Raw genomic sequence first — 23948 nt, forward strand, 5'->3', positions numbered from 1 at the left:
ACCATGCCTTCCCCGCTGTTCCGGCGGCTGCGCCGCCCGCCCACCCTGGACCTCGACGACATCCAGGCGACCGTGCTGCGGGCCCGGCCCGAGCCCTACTTCGGCACCCACGCGATCCTGGAGATCACCGAACCGGCCGCGGGCAGGGAACTGCTGCGCCGACTGGCCCTGCGGGTGACCTCGGCGGCACGCTGGGACGAACCACAGCCTTCCTGGCTGGCCCTCGCCCTCAGCTACCAGGGACTGGTCGCACTGGGGCTGCCGGAGACCTCACTGGCCTCCTTCCCGGCCAACTTCCGTGCCGGGATGGCGGCCCGTGCCGAGCGGCTGCGGGACACGGGCGTGAACGCGCCGGACCGTTGGGAGTTCCCGTTCGGCACCCCTCGCGTGCACGTGGCCGTCACGGTCTACGGCGCGAGCGAGGACGACTGGCGCGCCGAAGTCGCCGCCTACGAAAAGGAATTGGGCGCGGTCCCGGGTGTGCGGCTGCTGTCGCACCAGGACTTCGCGGCCGACGGGTTCAACGTCTTCGGCTACCGGGACGGCTTCAGCCAGCCGGTGGTGGAGGGCAGTGGCGCCGAACCGCTGCCCGGCGACGGACGGCCCATCAAGGCCGGTGAGTTCGTCCTCGGCTACCCGAGCGAGACCGGCGTACCGCTGCCCGTACCGGCTCCTGACGTCCTGGGCCGCAACGGCACCTATGTCGTCTTCCGCAAGTACCACTCCCACGTCGCCGCCTTCAACAAGTGGCTGCACGACAACGCCTCCACCGAGGCCGAGCGCGAGCTGCTGGCCGCCAAGCTCGTCGGACGCTGGCGCAGCGGCGCACCCCTCGCCCTGACCCCGGAACGCGACACTCCCGCGATCGGCGAGGACCCGAACCGGATCAACGACTTCGACTACTCCGCCGACCCGCGCGGACTGCGCACCCCGCTCGGCTCCCACATCCGCCGGATGAACCCGCGCGACACCAAGCTCACGGTCCTCACCGACGTCAACATCCGCCGGATCATCCGGCGCGGCACCTCCTACGGCACCCCGCTGCCCCCGGACCGCCTCAAGGACGACGGCAAGCCGCGCGGCCTGGACTTCATCGCCCTCGGCGCCCGGGCCATCGACAACGTCGAGTTCCTGCAGAGCGAGTGGGTCGGTTCCGGCAACTTCATGGGTCTGGGCAAGGAGAAGGACCCGATGATCTCGCTCCAGGACAAGGGCGCCTACTTCACCGTGCCGGGCACCCCGCCCCGCCGGGTGCAGAACATCCAGTCCTTCAACACCCTGCTCGGCGGCGAGTACTTCTTCATGCCCAGCCTGTCCGCCATCCGCTGGCTCAGCAGCAACTGACCCCCACCTCGCGCGAAGGCACTCCCCATGACCTCGTACGTCCCCTACAGCCCTGACCTCGAACAGCCCTTTCCGGACGAGGACGAACTCGTCCGCCAGGTCGTCGCGGCCATGGGCAAGGCCAACCGGCAGGTCGCCGACAAACACCGGCACGGCCTGCGCGACGCCCACGCCAAGAGCCACGGCGTCCTCGCCGGCGAGCTACGCATCCAGCCCGGCCTCCCGGCCCACCTCGCCCAGGGCCTCTTCGCCGAACCGGCCACTTACCCGGTGATCGTCCGCCTCTCGTCGGCCCCCGGCGACCTGCGCTCCGACCAGGTGCCCGTCCAGCGCGGCCTGGCGATGAAGGTGATCGGCGCCCCCGGGCCCCGCGCCCTCGACGACGGCTTCACCACCCAGGACTTCCTCCTCGTCAACCACCCCACCCTGCCCTTCGGCAACATCGCCGAGTACGCCAAACTCCAGGACCTGCTGGAGAAACAGCCCCGCCAGAGCGACCAGCAGCTCCAGCTGACCGGTGCGGCCGCCCGGGTGGCCGCCAAGGCCCTCACCCGTCTCGGACGCCCGCTACCGCCCGCCGTCGAAACCCTGGCCGCCGCCAACGACCACATCCTCGGCGAGACCTTCCACTCCATGGCCGCGCTGCGCTACGGCGACCACGTGGCGAAGATGTCCGCCGCGCCCCGCTCGGCGAACGTCAAGGCCCTCACCAGGAGCCACGTCGACAAGAAGGCCGGCGAGTCGGCTCTGCGCGACCTCGTCACCGACTTCTTCGCAGACAACAGCGCCGAGTACGACATCCGCGCCCAGCTGTGCACGGACATCGACCGGATGCCGGTGGAGGACGCCTCGGTCCTGTGGCCCGAGGAGCTGTCACCGCACCAGACCGTGGCCGTGCTGCACCTGCCCGCCCAGGACGCCTACAGCGACGCCCGCCGTCGCTACGCCGACGACGTCCTCTCCTTCAGCCCCTGGCACGCCCTCGAGGCGCACCGCCCGCTCGGCTCCATCATGCGCTCGCGTCGCGCCGCGTACCCCGCCTCCAGCGACTTCCGCCACCGCTTCAACGGCATCGAGCCGCAGGAACCCTCCGACATCAAGGAGCTTCCCGCCTGACCCGGGCCCCGACCGGTCCCGGATGCGGCTGCGGCTGCGGATCGAGGAGCTCGCCCGCGCCTCCGGAGTCGTACGGCGCACCCTGTTCGGACACTTCCCCGGACGGGCCGCGCTCCTGGACGCCTTGGCCGAGGAGGCCGCGGAAGCCCTCCAGGCCGCCGTCGCGGTCGCAGCGGACACGACCGAACCGGCCGACCGGGCGCTCGCCCTCTTCTCGTTGTCGCTCTGGCCCGTCGGCGATCGCTACCGGATGCTCCTGGCGCTGGCCCGACGGGACCTCGGCATGGAACGGGTCGCCGGGATCCTGGAGCCCGCCCGGATCAGGGCCACGGCCATCGTGGCGCAGGGACAGCGGGACGGCGTCTTCCACTCCCAGCTGCCCGCCCCGGTGCTGAGCGCCGGCCTGGAGGCGATGACGGTCGCCCTGCTGGAAGAGGTCAACACCGGGGCGCTGGAGGACGACGGCACCCGGGTGGCCGTCACCGCGCTCATCGCGGCCGGCGTGCCGGAGAACCGCGCCCAGATCGTCGTCGACGAGGTGGCCGCCGCCGAGGGGTGAGATCGCCCCAGCAGTCCGACGTGCCCCTGGTACGAAGCGCCGGGGTCCTTCCGGCGGTGCGTGGGGGTGGTCTTCGTCTCCGCGGGAGGACGGTCTCGGCGGAGATATCCGATCTGGGTCGGAGGGAGCCACGGAAACGGCGGCCCCAGTGCCCTGGACGCGACAAGTGTCGACGACTAGCACGCAAGGGATCACCGGTTCATTTGTCGGCAGGCGGACCGCCGCGTAGCAATTCGCTCGTCCCACTGCGCCTCCGTGCCCGTGATCCCTATGCTGGCACCGAAACTTGGCACGATCTGGTGGGGTATGTTCGATGAAGGCAGCAGACGAACAAAAGTCCGTATTGAAGTCGGGCGTCAAGCGGCTCCTGGGACGCACGGGATTCGACATCGTGCGCAGCACCAACAACCTGGGCGGCGTCGACGACTTCATCCCGTTCGAGGCAACGATGAAAGCCGCACGAGCGGCCGGTCTGTCGGTGGGTGACTACATCGACGAGGTCATGAACGGGACGCCCGGCGCCACCCAGTCCACCATCGACGAACTACGCACTCTCGGCGTCTACGAAGCCAAACCGAAGACGGTGCTGGAGATCGGCCCCGGATCCGGGCGGTACTTGGAGAAGACTCTGAAGGAGTGTTCACCACAACGCTACGAGATATACGAGACGGCAGCACCCTGGGCCACCTACCTGGTGGACACGTTCGACGTGACCGCCCAACCGACCTCGGGGAGCAGTCTCGCCCCGACACCCGACGCGAGCATCGACCTCGTGCAGGCTCACAAGGTCTTCAACACCGTGACGTTCCTTGGCGCTTCGCGGTACTTCTTCGAGATGGCGCGTGTCACCCGGCCCGGTGGCCGGATCGTCTTCGACGTCATGACGGAGACCTGCCTGGACCCGGCTGCGGTACGCGCCTGGGCGACAGAGGGCGGCTCGGGCCACGACTCCTACCCGGCCGCCATGCCACGCCGGACATGCGTCGACCTCTTCGCCACGCTCGACTGCAGCCTGGAAGCCAGCTTCCTGGCTCCCATGGGCATCGCCTCCACTGAGGTACTCGTTTTCGCAAAAGCGGCCTGACGCTCGGAAGGCTTCACGGCAACTCGCCATTGCCACCATGTCTCGCATCGAGTCGTGACCGTTCGGTGGTCCGGCTGACGCCGTCCAACGCCTTGCACCACTTGGCGATCAACGTGGTGTCAGTCGGCCAACCGGCCCTGACGGAACGCGACTCGATGAGCACCTTGCATACCCGCCCCCGAACCAGGCCGCCTACGCTCGAACCCCGAGTTGACCCACCCCGTGTCCAGGGGCCCCGGACGGTGGCGGGGTGTGCTGCGCCCGCTCATGGTCGCCGAGGCTCGTAGGCGGTGGCCAGCACGGAGACGGTGACCTCATCGGGCAGGAGGCCGTCATCGTTCGGGTCTGTACGGCCCACGTGGCGTGCGCTCGGTGTCATCGCTACCAGGTCCAGGGCATCCAGCCTGGTCAAGGGTGCGGTGTACTCCACTTGTTCGGTGACGGTGCTCTCGAAGAATGGGTCAAGCGCCCGGTGCAGGCGCTGTTCTTTGGCCGGGTCGATCGTGACCATCGCAGGCAGTCGGTCGCGCAGCTCTGCCAGGTGCCGCTGGGTGGGACGGACCACGTACCGGTGGACAGGAACCGGTTCCGGGCTTGGACCATGGCCGCGCCGCGGCCGGGGTGCAGGTGGCGCGTGCTGCCTCAGGAAGGAACGGGCAGCGTCGGGAGCGGGCCGTGGGGCGCCAACCACCGCACGAAGGGCGCTGCGAACACCCTGGCCGCCGAAGTCGATCCGCGTCGCCCGGCCCGACGGCGCACCCAGCTACGTGATCATGGACAACTCGTCCGCCCATCGTGCCCGGCAGCGCGGACACCTGAGCCCGGCTGGCCGCAACCATTTCCGCACCTCGTGGGTCACACCTGTGAGGCATGGCGGGCCGGGACCCTCCCGGCGCGCGGGGAAGGTTTCGGTCGGATGGCAAGACGATCAAGGGTACGCGCGGTCGCGACGGCGGCGGCGGGCGCGCTGGCGCTGGTGGCGGCGGTGTTCGGCACGGGTCCGGCCCGCGCCGACACGGCGGACGCCGCACGAGAGATGACGGTCCAGTTCGCCGAGCACCAGCTCTTCATCGGGACGGAGCCGCCGAGCGTGGCCCTGTCCTACCGGTGGAAGGTGGCCGGCGGGGGCACGGCACACCACGTCCACCTGACCGTCGACCTGTCAGGTGTGGCCGACTTCGCCGAGCCGGAACCGTCGGAGCACTGCGAGGGCAACCTCTGCACGCTGGACCTGGCGTCCGCCACCTCGGACTTCCACGCCTTCAGGCTGGTGCCGAAGCCCGGTGCGGCCATCGGCAGCAGCGGCACCGTGACCGTCTCCGGCACGGCGTCGGACGCCACCGTCACCGGCGACCACCTGACCCTGACCAACGGCAAGACGCAGCTGAAGGTGAGCGCGTCCGCCGAGCAGCTGGACCAGGTGCCGGGCGACACGCTGACCTTTCCGCTCACCGTGTGGAACAACGGCCAACTCCCGGCGGCCAAGGGGGTGCAGCTGCGGATCGACACCACTGCCGGGCTGCACCTCCAGGGCTCCTGGGCCAACTGCCGCGACGTGCCCGCAAGCGGCCGCGGGGGGCACATCGTGCGCTCGACCCTGTGCGACTTCCCCACCCCGGTGGAGCCCGGCCGGCAGTACGCATTGTCGTCGCCGCTGCGCGTCAAGGTCGGCGACGAGGCCCTGCGCGACAAGATCTTCTACGAGTTCACCCCGCTGACCAGCGCCGCCCCGGCGAACGGCCCCGGGTCCCCGCTGACCCTGGTTCCGAGGGGCGCGATGCCGTCCGACGGGAACAGCGCCCCGTACTTCACCACCTACGTCAACAGCGTCAACCACGCCGACTTCGCCGTCACCGGGGACACCGTCACCGGGCGGCGCGGCGGTCACGCCACGCTGCACGCCACGGTGATCGACCGGGGGCCGGCGGTGGTGGAGGACCTCCTCGACGAAGACGCCTGGCTCCCGGTCCTCGTCAAGCTGCCGCCGGGCACGAAAGCCACGAAGATCCCGGACAACTGCCAGCCGCCGCCCACGGACGACGGGTCGGACCCCGGCCCCCGGATGGGCCGGTCCTCCTACCAGTGCGACTTCGGCGACCCCGCCCCGGGGGACAGACACGTCCTGTCGTTCACCGTCGCTATCGGCCCCCGTACCCCGGCCGTCTCCACGGGCCAGGTCCGCACGCTGGAGGTCATGAAGGGGCTCGACCCCGACGCCTCCAACGACAGCGCGGCGCTGACCCTGCGGCTGACGCAGGACGGCTCCGCGGCCGGCGGTACGCCCGGCGGGTCCGGCTCCGGCTCCGCGGCCGGAGCGTCCGGCTCCGTTTCGGATGGCCCTTCCGCAGGGTCCGGACCGCTGGCCGACACCGGATTCGGCGGCGGCCGGATCGCCTGGGCGGCCGGCGCGCTGCTGCTGGCCGGCGGTATGGCCGTAGCGCTGTCCCGACGGTCCCGCGGTGGGAACTGACACCGTCAGGACGTACGCGCTGCGGTCGAGCTCGGCGTTGCGGTCCGGGTGACCCCTTCCAGGTCTTGTGCACTGGAAGGTGATGCCGCGGCGGGCGAGCAGGCACGGCAATGCCTCGCGGCCTATCCAACCGCCGGAACCGTCAACCCGGTGAACCCATGTGGTCAAGGGCACTCCCTACTTACGACGTCCGTCGAAGAAGTCCGCCAGGCTGGAAGCGAGCGCCTCGGGAGCCTCTTCGGCGACGTGGTGGCCGGCGTCGATGCCGTGGCCGCGTACGTCCACGGCCCAGTGCCGCCAGATCTTCACCGGATCCCCGTACAGGTCCTCCAGGTCGTCCCGGAGCGACCAGAGGATCAGCGCCGGGCACTGTATCCGCGTCCCGGCCGCGCGGTCGTCCTCCTCGTGCCGCCGGTCGACGGTCAGGCCGGCCCGGTAGTCCTCCAGCATCGCCCGCACCACGTCGGGGTTTCTCATGGCCGAGCGCCACTCGTCGTAATTCTCCTGCCCCATGCTCCGGGGATCGCCGCGATACCAGCTGTCCGGATCGGCGTTGATCACCCGTTCCGGGATGTCCGGCTGGGCGAAGAAGAACCAGTGCCACCACTGGGTGGCGAACTCGGCCGTGATACGCGACAGATGCTCGCTCAAAGGCAGACAGTCGATCAGCGCCACCCGCGCGACGGCGCCGGGGTGATCGAGCGCGAGACGCAGCGCGACACTGCCTCCGCGGTCGTGTCCGGCGAGTGCGAACCGGGAATGGCCCAGGCGGTGCATCACCTCCACGACGTCAGCGGCGACGGCCCGTTTGGAGTGTCCCGTATGGTCTGCCGTGGGGGCTGGACCGGTGGACCGGCCGTAGCCGCGCAGGTCGGGGCAGACCACGGTGAAACCGCGTTGGACCAGGAGCGGGGCGACTCGATGCCAGGTCGCAGAGGTGCGGGGGTGGCCGTGCAACAGCACCACCGGCGGCCCCTGCCCGCCGTAGCGGACGAATATCGACGCCGCGTCAACCTCGACTCGCCCGCCCTCAAAGCCCTCGAACAACGCCGGAACCTCCCTCGTCGGCCATCCGCCACTCATGGCACCACCGGCCCAGCACTCCCCGTTCCCACGCCGCGTCACCACCGCGCCTCCAGCCCGCAGGCGCAGCCTCCCCGCACCCGCGAGCCCAAAACTGGCCCAGCCCGACCCACCTCCCGCGTACCCCGCGCGAGTCCCCAGACGCATCCGCCTATGCACCAACGCGCTTACGTGCCGGTCTTGCAGGTCGCTCTACCGACTCACGCCCATCAGAAGTACGACAATGGGATCCAGCTCGCGGTGAGCGTGGCGTCTGCGCGCCCGTCCACGCCCTGTCCGACGGCGTGGCTGGCGCCATCGTCGTCGCTGGCGCGATCGTCGTCGCCCCCGGAAATGTCCGTGGCGACCAGGATCGACGATTGCTCGCTCTGGCAGCGGGCGGGAGTCACAGGATCGCGTCGTACCCTGCGCGCCATGGGTTTGGTGCGTTCCGGTGGGTCCCGTTCCGGGGGATCGATGTCGTCGGCCTCATCGTCGGGAACGATGGCCGTGCAGACGGTGAAGTTTCTCGGCATCAGCGCACTGGCGGGCGTGCTGCTGGCCGGCATCGCGCTGCCGGCCACCGGTGCGCTCGGTCTGTCCGCCAAGGAGGCGGCAACCGATTTCGACGACCTGCCCGGCGACCTCAAGAGCCCGCCGCTGAGCCAGGCTTCACACATCCTGGACGCCGACGGCCACCTCATCGCGACCGTCTACTCCCGCGACCGGACCGTCGTGCCCCTCAGCCGGATCAGCCCGGTCATGCAGAAGGCCATCGTCGCCATCGAGGACGCCCGCTTCTGGCAGCACGGCCCCATCGATCCCAAGGGGGTGCTGCGGGCGGTCGTCAAGGACACCCAGGCGGGCGGCGCCGAACAGGGCGCCTCCACGTTGACCCAGCAGTACATCAAGAACGTCTTCATCGAGGAGGCGGGCGACGACCCGACCGCCGTGGCCCAGGCCACCTCTCCGACCCTGGGCCGCAAGGTCCGGGAACTGAAGTACGCGATCCAGGCCGAGAAGGAACTCGGTAAGAAAAAGATCCTGGAGAACTATCTCAACATCGTGCCGTTCGGGGAGCAGTCGTTCGGCATCGAGGCGGCCTCCGAGCGTTACTTCAGCACCCACGCGCAGGACCTGACGCTCCCGGAGGCCGCCCTGCTGGCCGGCGTCGTGAACGGCACCACGCTGTACGACCCCGTCGAACACCCCCAGGCCGCCCGCGACCGCCGCGACACGGTTCTGCAGCGTATGGCCGACGTCCATGACATCACCCAGGCACAGGCCGACGCCGCCAAGAAGCAACCCCTCGGGTTGAAGGTCACCGCGCCCAAGAACGGCTGCATCACCGCCGTCCAGGGTGCCGGCTTCTTCTGCGACTACGTCCGCGAGGCGTTCCTTCAGAGCCCCGTCTTCGGCAAGACCGAGCAAGAGCGGGCCGAGCGGTGGGCCACCGGCGGTCTGACCATCACGACCACCCTGGACCCCAAGGCGCAGGCTGCCGTCCAGGCGTCCATCACCCAGCACGTCTACGCGACCGACTCCGTCGCTACGGCCGTCACGCTCGTCCAGCCCGGCACCGGCAAGATCCTGGCCATGGGCCAGTCCCGCCCGTACGGCTTCGGCAAGAACGAGACGCAGATCAACCTCAGTGTCGACCACGGCATGGGCGGCGGAACCGGTTTCCAGTCCGGCTCGACCTTCAAGCCGATCGTCGCCGCGGCGGCGATCGACGGCGGCACCGATCCCAACACCGTGCTGCCGGCGCCGTATTCGATGAACTACCCGAGCCCGGTCAGCACCTGCGGCAAGCCCTGGGTGGGTGATCCCGGCGCCCCGCCGCTGTCGAACGAGGACAGGTCCGAAGTCGGCCCGATGAACCTGAAGAAGGCGATGGCCCTTTCGGTCAACACCTACTTCGTCCAGCTCATCAGCAACATCGGGATCTGTCCGGTGGTCCACATGGAGCAGCAGCTCGGTGTCCGGCAGGCGAACGGCGCTCCGCTGGAACAGGTCCCCTCCATCACGCTGGGTACGCAGGTGGTGAGCCCGCTCACGATGGCGTCCGCGTACGCGGCCTTCGCCAACAACGGCGTCTACTGCACGCCGGTGGCCATCGAGTCGATCACCGACGCGGGCGGCACGTCCCTGCCGGTGCCGCGGACCTCATGCGGCCAGGCGATGTCGCCGACGACGGCCGCCACGATCAACACGCTGCTGAAGGGTGTGGTCGAGGACGGCACCGGTCAGCAGGCGGGTCTCAAGGACCGCGACAGCGCGGGCAAGACCGGTACGACCGACAATCGTTGGGCCGCGTGGTTCGTCGGCTACACCTCGAACCTGGCGGGCGCGGTCTGGGTGGGGGGCCCGTCCCACAACGTCTCCATGACGGACATCACCATCGGCGGTGTCTTCCACCACGAGGTCTTCGGCGCCGACACCCCGGGTCCCATCTGGCGCGATGCGATGGCCGGCGCGCTCGCCGGCACCTCCTCGCCCGCACTGCCCACCGTCGAACTCGCCGCCGACAAGCCGTAGCCACCACCTAGCGGCGGCGTTGCTCATCCTCGTTGACCGTTGGTGCGGTTACGGGCTCGGCGCAGCCAGGGTTCTTGGCGCACCGAAGCGTGTGCGGCTCGCTGGGGACGCGGTTCCAGCGAGATGTGCGCGGACAGCGCGTCGAGGAAGTCGCGCGCGTCGAACATCTCACCGGCCGAAGCGACACCGACGGTCCTCCACATCGTGCGCCTCGATCACGGCTCGTCCGTCGCCAACGCCGCCGCCCGTCGACTGGTCGTGCAGCCGCATCGCGCCGGCGGCCAGGCCCAGTTCGTCTGTGGCTGCTCACTCAGCGGATCCGCCGCGCCCAGGAACTGCTGGAAAAGACCGACGACAGTGTCGACACCATCGCGGAGGCCACCGGCATGGGCACCGCCACGACACTGCGCCGCCACTTAAACCGTACGGTGGGGGTGCCTCCCGACACCTACCGCCGCACGTTCCGCACGGGGGCGCGAGTCGACTTCCCTCCGGTCAAACACCCGGCACCGCGCGGGCGGTGAGGAAGTAGATCACGAGACCCGTGGCGTCCACCGGCGTCGTCACCATCGGGGCCGAGACCACCGCGGGGTCGATGTGGAGGCGCTTGGCCAGCAGCGGCACGGTACCGCCGGCCGTCGCCGCCCACCCGCAGATGATCACCAACGCCACCTCGACCACGACGGCGATGTGTGCGCCGACGAACAGGGGACCCAGGACCATCCCGAGCGAGGCCGGCATGGCTCCCGGGACCACACCCACCCGGCACTCACGCCGGACACCGCCGCGAGGTCGGAGACGCGCACCTCCCCTGCGGCCGGCACCCGGACCGCGGCGGTGGCGGCTGTCTATTCCACGGAGCAGGCCCCCCATTGAAGGATGTGTGCATGCTGGACCATCTGGACCGTGCCCTGATCCACGCGCTGCACATCGACGGACGCGCACCTTTCAGCCATATCGCCGCCGCCCTGGACGTCTCGCCGCAGACCGTCTCCCGGCGCTACCGCCGGCTGCGCACCGAGGCGTCCTTACGGGTCGTCGGACTGCCGGATCCCCATCAGGCGGGCCAGACGCAGTGGCTCGTCCGGCTCACCGCGGCGGCGAGCTCCGCGCAGGACCTGGCCCACGCGCTGGTGCGCCGACAGGACACCTCGTGGGTGAAACTCACCTCCGGCGGCACCGAGATCGTCGCGATCATCCACGCGCCGACCGAGGGCGGCGGCAGCAACTCCCTGTTGTTGCGGGACATTCCGCGCACCAACCACATCACGGCCGTGTCGGCGCACTGCATTCTGCACACCTACCTCGGCGGCTCGACGAACTGGCGCCGCAGCGCGGACACGCTGGACGAGGAGCAGCAGCGCGTTCTGCGCGAGCGCGAGGCGGCCGACACCGCGTACGCACCCGTCCCGCGGCAACTCACCGACGGTGACGCAGACTTGCTGGTAGCCCTGCAGAAGGACGGACGGGCCACCCACGCGGAGCTTGCGCAGGCCACCGGTTGGTCTCCGGTCACGGTGGCGCGCCGGCTGGCGGATCTGCAGGCGGGCGGCGCCATCTTCTTCGACGTCGAGGTCGACACCGGGCACTTCGGCGCCAACACAAGGGCACTGCTGTGGATGTCGATGAGCCCGGCGCACATCGAGGACGTGGCGGCAACCCTGGCCGGACACGACGAGCTGGCCTACGTCGCCGCGACGACGGGACCCACCAACCTGGTGGCGCAGGCCCTGTGCCGTGACCCGGCCGACCTGCACCGCTATCTGACCCGTCGGCTGGGTTCCCTGGACGCGATCCACACCCTGGAGACCAGCCCGGTCCTGCGGAACCTCAAGGCGGCCAGTCCCATCATGACCGACGCGGCCCGTACCAGAAGGCCCTCGGCACCGGCTCGCTCCCGGATGTGACGAGCGGCGGCCAGAAGGCCGCCGCGCGCACTCTCGAAGTAGCCCGGCTAGTGTGCCTCACCGGTATCGGCCGAAGCGCTGTCGTCGCCCATCATCCGGCTGGTCACGAAACTCACCACGACGAGCGCGACGGCGACCCAGAACGAGACCTGCACGGCATGCAGGGCGGCGTAGGCACCACCGCCATCCGCGCTGCCCAGGTACACGCTGCCGAGGATCGCCACGCCGAGCGTTGCGCCCAACTGCTGGACCGCGTTGAGCAGGCCCGCGGCCGAGCCGATCTCCTGCGGCTGAAGCGGCTTGAGCGCGATGGTGAAGAACGCCGGGCTGAACAGGCCGACCCCAAGTCCGACGACCCCGAGTGCGAACAGCAGCGGCGTCGGGTACGTCTGCGGGTCCGCCGCGTGATAGACGGCGATGGCGCCCAGCGCGCCGACCAGGAGGACGGCGAGTCCGAGGGACATCATGGGCTGTCCATAGCGCTTGACCAGATGCGCACCGGCCACCCAGGAGGCGACGGCCAGTCCCACCGACCACGGAGCCAGGGTGAGCCCCGCTTTCAACACGTCGGTGCCCAGGCCGAGTTGGAGCTGGAGCACGATGACCGTCATCAGACCGTTGGTGACGGCGAAGAAGGACGTCGACGTCACCAGCGCGACGGGGAAGCCGCGGTGGGCGAACAGGCTCGGCTCCACCAGCGGGCTGCGCCCGGCCGCGGCCACCGCGCGCTGATGCACCGCGAACACGGCCATAAGGCACAGCCCTGCCACGATGGCCGCCCAGCTCCATCCCGACAGGGCGGTCAGGTCCGCGCCGATCAGCGGATGGACGACGAGCCCGATCCCGGCCATGGCCAGCAACGTTCCGGTCAGGTCGAGGGAGGGCCGCTTGGGAGCACGGTTCTCCATCAGTTTGGGAGAGATCGCGAGGACCACCAGCGACACCGGCACGTTCACCAGGAACGCCGCACGCCACGAGGAGCCGAACAGGTCGGCATGGGTGAGCACACCGCCGAGCACCGGCCCGCACACGGCGGCCAGGCCCATCACCGGACCGATGCTGCCCAGTGCCTTGGACATCTCGGGACCGGAGAACATCGTCTTGATCAGGCCGATGGTCTGGGGAATGATCACCGCCGCCGCGGCTCCCTGCACCACGCGGAAGGCGATCAGGAGCCCCACCGTGGGCGCCGCGGCACAGGCGGCGGACGCGACCATGAATCCGGTGACACCGATCACGAACAGCCGCTTGCGGCCGGCGATGTCACCCAACCGCCCGCCGGTGATCAGCAGCACCGCGAACGGCAGGGTGTAGGCGGTGGTGAACCACTGGATGTCGGACACCGACCCGCCCAGTTCGGCGTGGATCTTCGGAGCGGCGACCTGCACGATGGTCGCGTCCAGCAGGTTCATCGCCTCACCGAGCAGCAGGGCGGTGAGCGCCGGCCACCGCCATCGGTACGCCGAGGGCATCGGCGTCAGCACACGCTCAGCAGTCATCGGGGTTCCTCTCCACCGTTGTCGACACGCCGGCCCGGCCCCGGCCGGCGGGGCGTCGGGGGCCGACCACGACTCAGCGTGAGGGCGGGAGAAGGAGGCGCTCCAGCCAGAGCCGGGAGATGGTGGATTCCTTCCATCGACGCCGTCCCCGGTGTCGATTTCGCACAACGCCGGAGGATGCGTGCCCGGGGGCCACCGGCGCCGTCGGGCGCGGGTGTTGAGGCCACACTCATGGTGTGCGGTTCCTTCACCTGGCCGCCCGCGGTGCTTCCCCGCCGGCCCAGCCGACGGGGAAGCGACGCACTCGACCGCACCCTGGTCCACGCACTGCACATCGACGGCCGCGCCTCGGGTCAGAGGATGTTCTGCAGCACGAGAAGGGCCACATCGTCGAGGCGCTGCCCGTTGGTGCCGGCCCTGCTGAGCACGGTGTCGATGAGCACGTCGAGATCTCCGACGTCGGCCTCGGCGAGATCGTGCGCGAGGCGGGCGATCGAGTCGTCGAGGTCCACGCCCGGTGCTTCCACGAGGCCGTCGGTGTACAGGGCCAGCAGTGTTCCTTCGAGAAGCGGGATCTCCGTCAACGGGAAGGTGGCGTCGGGATCGATGCCCAACAGTGGTCCCGGCGGGACCTCCAGCGGCCCGGTCTTGCCGTCGGAAAGGCGCAGGATCGGTGGGGGGTGGCCGGCGCTGGCCAGGGTGACGCGGCGGCGGGAGAAGTCGAGGTGGGCGTAGAGGCAGCTGGTGAACAGGTCGGGATCGAGGTCGCTCAGGAGCTCGTTGGCGCGTTGCAGGACCTGGTCCGGGGGCGTGCCGAGCGCCGCGTGGGCGTGGACGCCCGTGCGTACCTGGCCCATCAGGGCAGCGGCGGCGACGTTGTGGCCCTGGACGTCGCCGATGACGGCGGCGGCCGCGGTGTCGCCGAGGCGGATGAGGTCGTAGAAGTCCCCGCCGATGTCCATGCCGCGAGTGGCGGGCAGGTAGCGGGCGGACACCCGCAGTCCGTCGATCGAGGGGAGACTGCGGGGCAGCAGCGCCTGCTGGAGACCGTGGGCGAGTTCGTGCTTGGTGTCGTAGAGGCGGGCGCGGTCGAATGCCTGGGCGATGAGACCCGCCAGGGAGGTCAGAACGGCTCGTTCCTCGGCCGGAAAGGCGTGGGGATGGTCGTACGACAGGACGCAGACGCCGACGGGTCGGCCGGAGATGATCAGCGGGAGGAAGGCCCAGGCCTGCTTCCCGCTGACCAGCGGTGCGTCGGGATGGGTACGCCGCATCTCCTCGGCGTCGGCGAAGAACGCGGGAATTCCGGTGGTCAGGGCCTGACCCGCGGGGGTGAAGGTGGTGTCGAGGGGGAGCCCGTCCAGTCGTTCGATGGTGTGGTCGGCGTACCCGCGGTGACCGGTGATCCGCAGCCGGCCCGCCTCGGCGGTGGACAGGACCAGCCCCTGGGCGCCGAAAGCGGGCATGATCTGGTCGGCGACCAGATCGACGACGTCCTGGACGCCGACGACCTCGGTCAGCGCGGCGGCGAGATGGGTGAGCTGGTACAGCTGTCCCGCACGGGCCGGCATGACCGGCGGACCGGACGCGGGCGAGGCCCGCTCCTGCGCGCGGCTGGGCAGGATACGGGCGCTGATGCCGCTCTCGTCGGGGTACAGGTGAACCTCGAGCCACTGCTCCGGCGGACGGCACGCGGTGAACGAAACGGGCTCCCGGCTGATGACCGCTGCGCGGTAGCGGTCCTCGTAGAAGGGATCGTCGAGCCAGCGCAGGGACTGCCACGGCTGCGTGCCCAGCAGTCGCGACGCGTCACGGCCCAGGAGCTCAGCGGCGCCGGAACTGACGTAGGTGAAGCGGCCCTCCAGGTCCAGCGCGCAGCTTCCGCCGGGCAGCCGCTCGACGAAATCGGCGAGGGCCAGTTCCGGGGGCGCGTACCGGCGGCCGATTCCCACCGGCACTGCGCGCGGCCCTCCGGTGCGGTCGCCCGCGGCCTGTTCGGCGGTTTCCTCCAGCAGGCGGGCCAGACGCCGGCAACTGGACGTGATGTTTCCGCGCTCGCGCGGGGTCATGTGCGGCGGACGCGCTGCGGACCACATCAACAGCAGGCACCCCCACTGCCGCACGCCGGTGATGGGCGCGGCGACCAGCGACATCGGGTAGGGAAGGACCATCGCGGTGCGCGGATAGGAGCGGGCCATCTCCTCCTGGCTGGCCACCCACACCATCCGCTCCTCGCGCACGGCCTCGGCGACCGGTGCCGGGGAGGCGAGCGGAACCTTCGCCCAGGGTGCGGCGAACTCGACCGGCGCCCCGCACACCGCGTCCAGACGCAGCAGCCGCCCGTCCGTCGCGAGCAGGTAGAGAGCGCCGATGGACGCGCCGGTACGGCGGACCGTCTCCGCGAACGCGGCGTCCAGTGGGCCGGTGTCCGTACGCGGACCATCCGGACGGGTCAAGACCCCTCGCCGCCCATCTCCATCCTCACCGTCTGCCCAGAACCCGTATTTTTTCACCTATTGCCGGGCATATAGACCGTCGCAGCAACGGGGCCACGCGAGGACGTCGTGGTCGGTCACTTCCCCTCGGTTGTGCTGGTTCGGTCACACGGGGTACCGGGACCGCTGCGCAGTTGCCAGGGCAGCGTGAGGAACCCCTCTGCGCGGGCGCTCGCCAGGCCGATCCGGGGGATGTCACTGCTGCGAGTGAAGAGCAGGTAGCGCGGTTCCCAGATGGGGCGGTACTTGGCGTTCGCGCGGTACAAGGACTCGATCTGCCACCAGCGGGAGAAGAACGTGAGGGTGGCGTGCCAGAGGCGGAGCACCGGGCCCGCGCCGAGACGGGAGCCGCGTTCGAAGACCGAGCGGAACATCGCGAAGTTCAGGGAGACGCGCTGGATGCCCAACTCGGCTCCTCTGAGGAGGAGTTCGACCACCATGAACTCCATCAGCCCGTTCTCGCAGTCGCGATCACGGCGCATCAGGTCCAGGGAGAGGCCGTGCTCGCCCCAGGGGACGAAGCTCAGCAGGGCCCGGGGGACGTCGTCCGCGTCCCGGCACACCAGCATCACGCAGCGGCCGTCCGACGGGTCGCCGAGGCGGCCGAGGGCCATGGAGAAGCCGCGTTCGGTGGCGCCGTCACGCCAGCGGTCGGCAGCCTCGATGAGCGTCGCCATCTCCTCGGCCGGGATGTCCTGGTGGCGGCGGATCTGGACCGTGTAACCGGCCCGGCGCACCCGGTTGTGTGCCTGCCGTACGACGCGCATGGCGCGGCCTTCGAGGGTGAAGTCGGCGATGTCGACGATCGCCTCGTCGCCGAGTTCCAGGGCGTCCAGACCGTGGCGGGCGTAGATGGTGCCCGCCTCCTCGCTCGCGCCCATCACCGCGGGGGTCCAGGCGTGCTGGCGCGCTTCGGTCAGCCACGCGTCGATCGCGCCGGGCCAGGCCTCCGGGTCTCCGATCGGGTCACCGGACGCCAGGCTGAAGCCGCCGACGACCCGATAGGTGACGGCCGCCTTGCCGGTCGGGGAGAAGATCGCCGCCTTGTCGCGGCGCAGGGCGAAGTAGCCGAGGGAGTCGCGGGCGCCGTGCTTGTCCAGCAGGGCGTGGAGCCGTTCCTCGTCCTCGGGGCCGAGCAGCCGGCGGCCGCGCGGGGAACGGAAAAGGGCGTACAGGACCAGGCAGAAGGCCGCCGCGAGCAGGATGTTGATGATGATGTCGATCCAGCGGGGGGCGCGGACCGCGGTGACCGTGTCGGCGAGGGGACCGACGCTGACGCCGCGCAGGAGGGCGTAGGCGATCTCGTCGGCGAGGGTGGCGCCGGGAAGTTTGTTCGTCGCGTGGACGAGGAGGGTGCCCAAGCCGCCGGTGACCGCCAGGCCGCCCACGCCGACGGCCAGTGCCAGCTTGGGGTTGGAGGGGTCCCCCACCGCGTTGAACTCGCGGCGGCTGATCAGCAGTGCGGCGACGAACAGACCGGTCAGGGCGGCGGAGAGCCAGTTGAAGGCGTGGGCGCGGTACTCGTGCTGCGTGAGCGCGAGGACGTACAGGGCGAACAGGGGGGCGGACAGGACGAGATTGACCACCCACGCGGCCCGCTTGCGGCGGCGCATCACCAGCACGAAGAAGATCGCCAGGGCCGCCGAGACCAGGCCCGCGGTGGCCAGGTACGGCGTGAAGAACTGCCCGGAGTGATGGGCGTGCTGCCGGTGCAGATGGAGGGTGATACGGCCGTTGTTGTGCTCGTTGACCTCCTGCCGGAACGGCAGGGACATCACCGCCGCTATGTTCAGTACGGCGATCAGCCGCAGGTACCAGACGGTGGTGTCTGCGGCCCGTCGGCGCAGTCGGCTCGGCCCAGTGCCCGGTGTGCGTTTCGCGGCGGAGGGACGCGTGGGTATCGGGGCCGACAGTTGTGAGGTCATGGTGGCCGATCACCTTGAAGGTGGAGGACGGTACGGGGACGAAGGCTGACCTTACACTTTGTAGTGTGTTGCCGGAGGCCGGTAGGGGGACCGGCCCGGGTACGGAAACGGTGTGAAGCCGGGGCGTGCGGTCTTACCGATGATCCCATCGTGCAAAACCCCGTCGTCCGTCACGACCCTCCCTTCGACGCGTGCCCTGACCGGCACGGCGAACCCCAGGCACTGCACCGCGACCGGCACGCGACGGGGGGCGGTCGCGTGCACGCAGCGAGAGATCCTGCCGCGTTGGAGGAGTTCTACCGGCGCCACATAGACGGTGTGACCCGGTTCGTGACACGGCGCATCACCGATCCACACCTGGTCGCGGACCATACGCCGTCGAGTGGTGGCGGGCGGCGGTCATAGAACTCGTCGTCGACCAGCTGACCAGGAGAAGCCGCCGCGGCGCTCGGCATAGGCCCGGTCGCGGTACGTGGACGGCTGCACCGCGCCCGTAAGACCCCGCGCGCCGCCGCCAAGCGCGCCCAGCAACCGGACGGCACCGCCACCCTGAGCCTGGAGGACATCACGCTCAGTGGCCACAACAGCGCGACCCGGTTCGTATCGCCAACGCCGCGCACGGAGCCCCCCTACTCCTTGCCGCACCGAGGCTGCGTCAGTGGCCGTCGAGGAGTTTGGTGACCTCCTGTGCCCGTGGGGAGTCCAGCGCCGTATAGAGCGTCAGGGCTGCACGGAGGTGGGTGACTTCCCCGGCCACGTCCTCGCCGGCTCGCAGCACGGCGGCCGTACCGACGTGGGCGCGGGCCTGTTCTTCCTGCTCCTCGATCTCACGCGCCACTTCGAGGGCCTGTGCGTGGGCGTCGAGGGCCTCGGCGGGGCGTCCGAGGCCGTGCAGGGCCTCGCCCAGGCCATTGAGGGCGCCGGTCTCGCCGTAACGCTCGCCGATCCGGCGGAACAGTTCCAGGGCCTCGCGCTGATGCCCGGCCGCTTCCGCGTGCCGGCCCAGGCCGCTGAGCGCGTTTCCGAGGTTGGACAGCGCATGCCCTGTTCCCGAGGTGTTTCCCAGCCGTCGGAACAGGGTCAGGGCAGGCTCCAGGTGCCCCGCCGCCGTCGTGTGGTCGCCCAGCCGCACGAGCAGGATGCCGAGGTTGCCGAGGGCGCTCGCCTCTCCGAAGGGGTGGTCCATGGACCGGTACAACGCCAGGGCACGCTCGTACCGTTCGACGGCGGCGGTGAAGTCCTCCACCAACTCCAGCACGATGCCGAGGTTGTTCAGCACGTCGGCCTCCCCCTGCGCATCGCCGACCGAGTGGAAGAGCACGACAGCCCGTTCGTGCTGCTCGGCGGCCTCCCGGTGCCGACCTATGCCGTGCGCTCTCCGGCGTCGGTCTGGCGGGGAGCTCTCCAGCCGTGGCGGACCCCGTCCGGCTCCCGACGGTCCGTCCTGCGTACCTCGGGAGTGTCGAACCCCCGGGTCAGGATCAGGCTGCGCAGGGTCGCGTATCCCAACAGGACCGTCCCGGCCAGCGTGACGAGGGCCAAGAGGTCGGCGCGGCCCCGCCCGTCACCGGTACGCAGCACCTCCACCAGGCCCCAGCCGCTCAAGGTGGCCAGCACGGCCCACACCGGCCAGAGCAGCCGGTGCGCGCGCCGACGCCGCCGTACCTCGGCCGTGGACCGCAGCACCACCCGCAGGCGCGCGTCGCAGTGCCCGCAGAACTCGCTTCGCTCGTTCACCCGGTCGGCGAACCGCTCCAGACTGCCTGCTGTGCCGACCAGGGTCGCTGTCCGCGTGGTGTCCCCGGCCTGGCCCGTCACATGGGTGTGCGTGATGTTGTACCGGAAACCGTCCGAGAGTCCGTCGGCCACAGCCCCTCCCCCACTCACCTCACTCCTGAAAGGTAGTTGCTCCACTCCGAAGCGGTTCACACAGACACATGAGCGGAGATGTTGCCGGGTTGCCGGAGGGGGAGCTCGAAGGACAACGTCACTGGCCGGCCGTCGTCCCGGTCATCGGCCGATGCCGTGCGCGAGGAGACTCTCGGCGGTCTCGGCGATGGTGTCCTCGATCGGACGGGCCCGCCACCCCAGGAGTCGCTCGGCCTTGGCGCCGGTGGCGTCGAGATCGCGGCCGAGCTGGTGCCTGAGCAGTCGCAGTTCCGGGTTCACGACGCCCAGCGCGCGGGCGAGCCAGACGGGCAGTTCGCGGGTCGGGGCCTTCGCGGCGCGCTCACCCAGGCGGTCGCGCAGTATGCGGGCCATCTCGACGACGCGGAGGCTGTGTCCGGCGACGGCAAGGAAGCGTTCCCCGGCGGCTGCCGGATCGGTCATCGCGCGCACGTGCAGGTCGGCGACGTCGCGTACGTCCACGTAGCCCATCGCGAAGGGCGGGCATGCCGGGACCCGCCCCTCGAGCATCCTGCGCACCAGACGCAGGGACGGCGGGTCGTCGGGACCGAGCACGGGACCGAGGACACCCACGGGATGCACCGCTGCCATCTCCAGACCATCGCCCTCCTCTTCGACGAACCGCCAGGCGGCGCGCTCGGCCAGGGTCTTGGAGCGCTGGTAGGGCGGAATGTCGCTGTCGAGGTCGGTCCAGTCCTCTTCGGTGAACGGGGTCGAGCGCGGGGGGTGCCCGACCCCGATGGCGCCGAAGGCGCTCGTGAGGACGACCCGGCGGACTTTGGCGTCGCGGGCGGCGCGCAGCACGCGTACGACGCCCTCCCGTGCCGGGACGACCAGGTCGTCGTCGTTGGCCGGGGTGTGCCGCAGGGTCGGGGAGGCTACGTGCAGGACGTGGTCGCAGTCGGCGACGGCGTCGTCCCAGCCCCCGGAGTGTTCGAGGTCGGCGCGTACGACCGTGAGGCGGTCGTCGTCGAACGGCCCGGCCGCGTGGAGCCAGGAGCGCAGTGCCGGTTCACGCCGCAGGTCGCGGACCGTGGTGCGAACGGTGTGTCCGGCGTCGAGCAGGGTCAGGACACACCAGCTGCCGATGAATCCTGTTCCTCCGGTGACCAGTACCGATGTCATCTGTGTCTCCTCGGCTCGCGACGTTGTAGAGGGGTGAGTACGGCGGGTCCTGCCAGGGGGCGGCGGTGATGAACTCGGCGGGCCAGGCCACGAGCGGGCCGAGGAGGGGCGGGAAGGGCTCCGGCGTCGGCGGCAGCGCCGGAGCGGACGAGGAGCCTCATGCCAGGGCCATTCCGGGGATACGCCGGCGGATGGCCTCCAACTCGGCTTCGTCCGAGACGCCCTGCCAGTCGTACCGCGGCGTGTACGGGGCCTCCAGGGCGCGCACCTCGTCGTCGGTGAGATCGACTTCCAGGGAGGCCACGGCCTCGTCGATCTGCCGGATCGAGCCGGCGCCGACCAGAGGGGCGGTGACGACGGGCCGGCGCCGCAACCAGGCGAGTGCGATCTGTGCGCGGCTGACGCCGTGAGCCTGTGCCACCTGACCCACCGCGTCGACGATCGCCTTGTTGGACGCCTCCTGCTCGGGCGAGTAGAGGAGGTCCGCGAACGCTCCGTCCGTCTCGGCACGTGCCGTGGCGCGGGCGTCGTCCCACGCGCGTGCCAGGCGTCCGCGCGCCAGGGGCGACCAGATGACGGTGCCGACACCCTCGTCCAGGCAGAGCGGGATCATCTCGCGCTCCTCCTCGCGGGCGAGGAGGTTGTAGTGGTTCTGCATCGACACGAAGCGCGCCCAGCCGTTCTGCTTCTGCAGGTGCAGGGCCTTGGCGAACTCCCATGCGTGCATGGACGAGGCACCGAGGTAGCGGACCTTGCCGGCCTTCACGAGGTCGTTGAGTGCTTCGAGCGTCTCCTCCCAGGGCGTGGAGTGGTCGTTGCGGTGGATCTGGTAGAGGTCGATGTAGTCGGTTCCCAGACGGCGCAGGGAGTGGTCGACCTCCGTCATGATCGCTTTGCGCGACAGCCCCCGTCCGTTCGGGCCGAGGCGCATCGGGTGGCGCAGCTTGGTGGCGATGACCACGGTGTCGCGGTCGGCGTAGTCCTTCAGCGCACGGCCGAGGATTTCCTCGCTTGAACCGTTGGAGTACATGTTCGCGGTGTCGAAGAAGTTGATCCCCGCCTCCACCGCGTGCCGGATGAGCGGCCGGGCCTCCTGCTCGCCCTTCGACCAGACGGGGTGCCCGCGGTCGGGCTCGCCGTAGGTCATCGCGCCGATCGCGATCGGTGACACGTCCATGCCGGTGGTGCCGAGCTTGATGTAGTGCATGGTGCCCCTCTAAAGTAAGTGGAGAGCTCTCCGAATACCGTAGTGGAGAGTTCTCCACTTAGCAAGGTGAGGTCCCGTGGTCCGTTCAGACGCCCGCGAGAACCGGGCACGCATCCTCGCGGCCGCCCGCGAGGCGTTCAGCGAGGACGGCAACGCCTCGATGAACCAGGTGGCCCAGCGCGCCGGAGTCGGGGCGGGCACGCTGTACCGCAACTTCCCCACCCGCGAGGCCCTGGTCCTGGCCGTCTACCAGGACGAGGTCGCCCGCATCACCGGCACCGTGCCGGACCTGCTGGCAGAGCTGCCGCCACTGGAAGCGCTGCGCCACTGGACGACCGACCTGGTCGACGCCATGCGCAAGAAGCACGGCCTGGGTGACGCCCTCAGCGCCGGGGCGCACCAGGCGATCGCCGAGGAGAGCTACGGCCCCGTCATCGCCGCCCTCACCCAACTCCTGGACGCCGGCAAGAAGGACGGTGCCATCCGCCAGGACGCCGACCCCGGCGATTTCCTCCAACTCACCGGGGCACTGTGGCGCGCCGCGTCCACCCCTGAGGACCGCGCCCCCCACATGCTCGGGCTCATCCTCGACGGCCTGAGCACGCACCGGTAGGCATCCACACACGACAGCGCCCGGCCCCGTAGCACCGTGCCACCAGGACGTGAACGCGCGGACGCGGTGACTGCCGTTTTGCCGGACCGGCAACAGAAGTGGCAGGCCAGGACCCGGTTCGGCGACCGTGGGTCCGTGACCGACAACGACATCGCAGAAGCATCACCCGCGTCCGACACCCCCTGGCCTGCCGACGCATACCTCGGGGACCCGGCGGTGCGGGCGGAATGGGACAACCGGTACTCGGACCGGCAGCAGTTGTGGAGCGGCCGGCCCAACGGTGCGCTCGTGGCCGACGTCGCGGGACTCACCCCCGGCCGGGTACTCGACGTCGGCTGCGGGGAGGGCGCGGACGCCGTCTGGCTCGCGCGCCGCGGCTGGGACGTGACCGCCCTCGAGGTCTCCGGCGTGGCACTGCAGCGGGCGGCCGGGCACGCACGGGACGCCGGGCTCGCCGTTCACTGGGTACACGCCGCGCTGACCGACGCGATGCTCCCGCCGGCCTCCTTCGCCCTGGTGTCGGCGCAGTACCCGGCCCTGTTGCGCACCCCTGACGGCGCGGCGGAGCGAGCGCTGCTCGCCGCCGTCGCGCCGGGCGGCATTCTGCTGGTCGTGCACCACGCGGGGATGGAGAGCCAGCAAGACCACGAAAGCGGCTTCGACCCGGCTGACTACGTGTGGCCCTCGATGGTCGTCGACCTCCTCGACGACGACTGGGAGGTGGAGGTGCACGAGCAGCGGCCTCGTGTGGTGCCCGACGGCGGCGCCGGCGCGCACCACACCGACGATCTGGTGCTGCGCGTACGCCGGTTGCGCTGAGCCCGGCTACGTCAGCCGCTCAGCCGCCGCTCTTGCGCCGGAACGACCGCTGGTGCGCGGCCGGGCCGTGCGCGCCGCGGATCTTCGACGTGTCACCGTTCGTGGCAGCGTCAGCGGAGTCCGCCTGCGCGCCGCGCTTGCGGGCCAGGGCCTCACGGAACTTGCGCTTGATGTCGTCCTGGCCGTCGCCTGCGGGAACAACAGCGGACGTCTCGGCGTCAGCCGGCTCCGAACCTTGCTGGGATGCGGTCTCTGCGGTCATCGTGTCCTCCTGAGG

21 protein-coding genes and 1 pseudogene are annotated in these 23948 nt (G+C 70.3%); 10 read left to right on the forward strand and 12 right to left on the reverse strand.

Going from position 1 to position 23948, the window contains the following annotated elements:
• Window positions 1–3: 3 nt before the first annotated feature.
• The 4 genes from GRC12_RS04725 to GRC12_RS04740 all read left to right on the forward strand — a co-directional run bounded on the left by GRC12_RS04725 (window position 4) and on the right by GRC12_RS04740 (window position 4103).
• Window positions 4–1344, forward strand: coding sequence for a Dyp-type peroxidase (locus GRC12_RS04725; RefSeq protein ID WP_208777599.1), 1341 nt, complete (start codon window positions 4–6; stop codon window positions 1342–1344).
• 27 nt (window positions 1345–1371) lie between these two features.
• Window positions 1372–2460 (forward strand): catalase family protein, encoded by a 1089-nt coding sequence (locus GRC12_RS04730; protein WP_208777601.1) that lies wholly within the window; start codon window positions 1372–1374, stop codon window positions 2458–2460.
• Window positions 2461–2482: 22 nt separating this feature from the next.
• Window positions 2483–3019, forward strand: a complete 537-nt coding sequence (locus GRC12_RS04735; protein ID WP_208777604.1) for a TetR family transcriptional regulator — start codon at window positions 2483–2485, stop codon at window positions 3017–3019.
• Between the two features lie 313 nt (window positions 3020–3332).
• Complete coding sequence (locus GRC12_RS04740; protein WP_208777606.1) at window positions 3333–4103, forward strand: methyltransferase domain-containing protein; 771 nt, start codon at window positions 3333–3335, stop codon at window positions 4101–4103.
• A gap of 265 nt (window positions 4104–4368) precedes the next feature.
• On the opposite strand, the gene GRC12_RS04745 is transcribed toward GRC12_RS04740, so the two are convergent.
• On the reverse strand, window positions 4369–4614 hold the full coding sequence (locus tag GRC12_RS04745; RefSeq protein ID WP_439959868.1) for a hypothetical protein: 246 nt from the start codon (window positions 4612–4614) through the stop codon (window positions 4369–4371).
• A gap of 405 nt (window positions 4615–5019) precedes the next feature.
• Between GRC12_RS04745 and GRC12_RS04750 the strand changes: the two genes are divergently transcribed.
• Window positions 5020–6573: a hypothetical protein gene (locus GRC12_RS04750; protein WP_208777608.1), complete on the forward strand. Its 1554-nt coding sequence runs from the start codon at window positions 5020–5022 to the stop codon at window positions 6571–6573.
• Between the two features lie 177 nt (window positions 6574–6750).
• Here GRC12_RS04750 and GRC12_RS04755 read toward each other — a convergent pair whose 3' ends face one another.
• Both GRC12_RS04755 and GRC12_RS04760 read right to left on the reverse strand, forming a co-directional pair.
• Window positions 6751–7620 (reverse strand): alpha/beta fold hydrolase, encoded by an 870-nt coding sequence (locus GRC12_RS04755; RefSeq protein ID WP_208777610.1) that lies wholly within the window; start codon window positions 7618–7620, stop codon window positions 6751–6753.
• A gap of 245 nt (window positions 7621–7865) precedes the next feature.
• Window positions 7866–8171: a hypothetical protein gene (locus GRC12_RS04760; protein WP_208777671.1), complete on the reverse strand. Its 306-nt coding sequence runs from the start codon at window positions 8169–8171 to the stop codon at window positions 7866–7868.
• On the opposite strand from GRC12_RS04760, the gene GRC12_RS04765 reads away from it, so the two are divergent.
• Together GRC12_RS04765 and GRC12_RS04770 are read left to right on the forward strand one after the other, a co-directional pair.
• Window positions 8140–10173 carry a transglycosylase domain-containing protein gene (locus GRC12_RS04765; RefSeq protein WP_244372023.1) on the forward strand — a complete coding sequence of 678 codons (2034 nt, stop codon included), beginning with the start codon at window positions 8140–8142 and terminating at the stop codon, window positions 10171–10173. The two genes, GRC12_RS04760 and GRC12_RS04765, sit on opposite strands and share 32 nt — an antisense overlap.
• A 48-nt stretch (window positions 10174–10221) precedes the next feature.
• Window positions 10222–10697 (forward strand): annotated as a pseudogene (locus tag GRC12_RS04770) (helix-turn-helix domain-containing protein); the annotation flags it as partial.
• Here GRC12_RS04770 and GRC12_RS04775 read toward each other — a convergent pair.
• Complete coding sequence (locus GRC12_RS04775; protein ID WP_244372024.1) at window positions 10669–10914, reverse strand: magnesium transporter; 246 nt, start codon at window positions 10912–10914, stop codon at window positions 10669–10671. The pseudogene GRC12_RS04770 and the gene GRC12_RS04775 overlap by 29 nt on opposite strands.
• Before the next feature lie 146 nt (window positions 10915–11060).
• Between GRC12_RS04775 and GRC12_RS04780 the strand changes: the two genes are divergently transcribed.
• Window positions 11061–12080, forward strand: a complete 1020-nt coding sequence (locus GRC12_RS04780) for an Lrp/AsnC family transcriptional regulator (protein WP_208777615.1) — start codon at window positions 11061–11063, stop codon at window positions 12078–12080.
• A gap of 47 nt (window positions 12081–12127) precedes the next feature.
• Here GRC12_RS04780 and GRC12_RS04785 read toward each other — a convergent pair whose 3' ends face one another.
• The 7 genes from GRC12_RS04785 to GRC12_RS04815 all read right to left on the reverse strand — a co-directional run bounded on the left by GRC12_RS04785 (window position 12128) and on the right by GRC12_RS04815 (window position 22239).
• Window positions 12128–13579, reverse strand: a complete 1452-nt coding sequence (locus GRC12_RS04785) for an MFS transporter (RefSeq protein ID WP_208777619.1) — start codon at window positions 13577–13579, stop codon at window positions 12128–12130.
• Between the two features lie 353 nt (window positions 13580–13932).
• On the reverse strand, window positions 13933–16035 hold the full coding sequence (locus GRC12_RS04790) for a SpoIIE family protein phosphatase (protein WP_208777620.1): 2103 nt from the start codon (window positions 16033–16035) through the stop codon (window positions 13933–13935).
• A 116-nt stretch (window positions 16036–16151) separates the two neighbouring features.
• The gene (locus tag GRC12_RS04795) at window positions 16152–17999 is read right to left on the reverse strand and encodes a phosphatidylglycerol lysyltransferase domain-containing protein (RefSeq protein WP_208777623.1); all 1848 of its coding nucleotides are present in this window, start codon (window positions 17997–17999) and stop codon (window positions 16152–16154) included.
• 655 nt (window positions 18000–18654) lie between these two features.
• Complete coding sequence (locus GRC12_RS04800; protein ID WP_244372033.1) at window positions 18655–19407, reverse strand: tetratricopeptide repeat protein; 753 nt, start codon at window positions 19405–19407, stop codon at window positions 18655–18657.
• A complete protein-coding gene (locus GRC12_RS04805; RefSeq protein WP_208777627.1) occupies window positions 19362–19868 on the reverse strand; it encodes a hypothetical protein in 507 nt (168 codons plus the stop codon). The genes GRC12_RS04800 and GRC12_RS04805 overlap by 46 nt, the downstream gene beginning before the upstream one ends.
• A 141-nt stretch (window positions 19869–20009) precedes the next feature.
• Window positions 20010–21032 (reverse strand): SDR family oxidoreductase, encoded by a 1023-nt coding sequence (locus GRC12_RS04810; protein ID WP_208777629.1) that lies wholly within the window; start codon window positions 21030–21032, stop codon window positions 20010–20012.
• Between the two features lie 157 nt (window positions 21033–21189).
• Window positions 21190–22239 (reverse strand): aldo/keto reductase, encoded by a 1050-nt coding sequence (locus GRC12_RS04815; RefSeq protein ID WP_208777632.1) that lies wholly within the window; start codon window positions 22237–22239, stop codon window positions 21190–21192.
• Between the two features lie 76 nt (window positions 22240–22315).
• Here GRC12_RS04815 and GRC12_RS04820 point away from each other — a divergent pair, with 76 nt between their 5' ends.
• The gene (locus GRC12_RS04820) at window positions 22316–22852 is read left to right on the forward strand and encodes a TetR/AcrR family transcriptional regulator (protein WP_208777634.1); all 537 of its coding nucleotides are present in this window, start codon (window positions 22316–22318) and stop codon (window positions 22850–22852) included.
• Window positions 22853–22987: 135 nt separating this feature from the next.
• Window positions 22988–23671 carry a class I SAM-dependent methyltransferase gene (locus GRC12_RS04825; protein WP_208777637.1) on the forward strand — a complete coding sequence of 228 codons (684 nt, stop codon included), beginning with the start codon at window positions 22988–22990 and terminating at the stop codon, window positions 23669–23671.
• Between the two features lie 19 nt (window positions 23672–23690).
• Here GRC12_RS04825 and GRC12_RS04830 read toward each other — a convergent pair whose 3' ends face one another.
• Window positions 23691–23933, reverse strand: a complete 243-nt coding sequence (locus tag GRC12_RS04830; RefSeq protein WP_208777639.1) for a DUF5302 domain-containing protein — start codon at window positions 23931–23933, stop codon at window positions 23691–23693.
• Window positions 23934–23948: the final 15 nt, after the last annotated feature.

This window comes from Streptomyces griseorubiginosus (assembly GCF_017614965.1).
Taxonomy (GTDB): domain Bacteria; phylum Actinomycetota; class Actinomycetes; order Streptomycetales; family Streptomycetaceae; genus Streptomyces; species Streptomyces griseorubiginosus_B.

Coding starts and splice junctions, on each gene's coding strand:
- GRC12_RS04725 (WP_208777599.1), top strand. CDS start 4: ATGCCTTCCCCGCTGTTCCGGCGGCTGCGCCGCCCGCCCACCCTGGAC.
- GRC12_RS04740 (WP_208777606.1), top strand. CDS start 3,333: ATGAAGGCAGCAGACGAACAAAAGTCCGTATTGAAGTCGGGCGTCAAG.
- GRC12_RS04765 (WP_244372023.1), top strand. CDS start 8,140: ATGGCCGTGCAGACGGTGAAGTTTCTCGGCATCAGCGCACTGGCGGGC.
- GRC12_RS04745 (WP_439959868.1), bottom strand. CDS start 4,614: ATGGTCACGATCGACCCGGCCAAAGAACAGCGCCTGCACCGGGCGCTT.
- GRC12_RS04810 (WP_208777629.1), bottom strand. CDS start 21,032: ATGACATCGGTACTGGTCACCGGAGGAACAGGATTCATCGGCAGCTGG.
- GRC12_RS04735 (WP_208777604.1), top strand. CDS start 2,483: ATGCGGCTGCGGCTGCGGATCGAGGAGCTCGCCCGCGCCTCCGGAGTC.
- GRC12_RS04760 (WP_208777671.1), bottom strand. CDS start 8,171: ATGCCGAGAAACTTCACCGTCTGCACGGCCATCGTTCCCGACGATGAG.
- GRC12_RS04750 (WP_208777608.1), top strand. CDS start 5,020: ATGGCAAGACGATCAAGGGTACGCGCGGTCGCGACGGCGGCGGCGGGC.
- GRC12_RS04795 (WP_208777623.1), bottom strand. CDS start 17,999: ATGACCTCACAACTGTCGGCCCCGATACCCACGCGTCCCTCCGCCGCG.
- GRC12_RS04830 (WP_208777639.1), bottom strand. CDS start 23,933: ATGACCGCAGAGACCGCATCCCAGCAAGGTTCGGAGCCGGCTGACGCC.
- GRC12_RS04780 (WP_208777615.1), top strand. CDS start 11,061: ATGCTGGACCATCTGGACCGTGCCCTGATCCACGCGCTGCACATCGAC.
- GRC12_RS04730 (WP_208777601.1), top strand. CDS start 1,372: ATGACCTCGTACGTCCCCTACAGCCCTGACCTCGAACAGCCCTTTCCG.
- GRC12_RS04785 (WP_208777619.1), bottom strand. CDS start 13,579: ATGACTGCTGAGCGTGTGCTGACGCCGATGCCCTCGGCGTACCGATGG.
- GRC12_RS04815 (WP_208777632.1), bottom strand. CDS start 22,239: ATGCACTACATCAAGCTCGGCACCACCGGCATGGACGTGTCACCGATC.
- GRC12_RS04775 (WP_244372024.1), bottom strand. CDS start 10,914: ATGCCGGCCTCGCTCGGGATGGTCCTGGGTCCCCTGTTCGTCGGCGCA.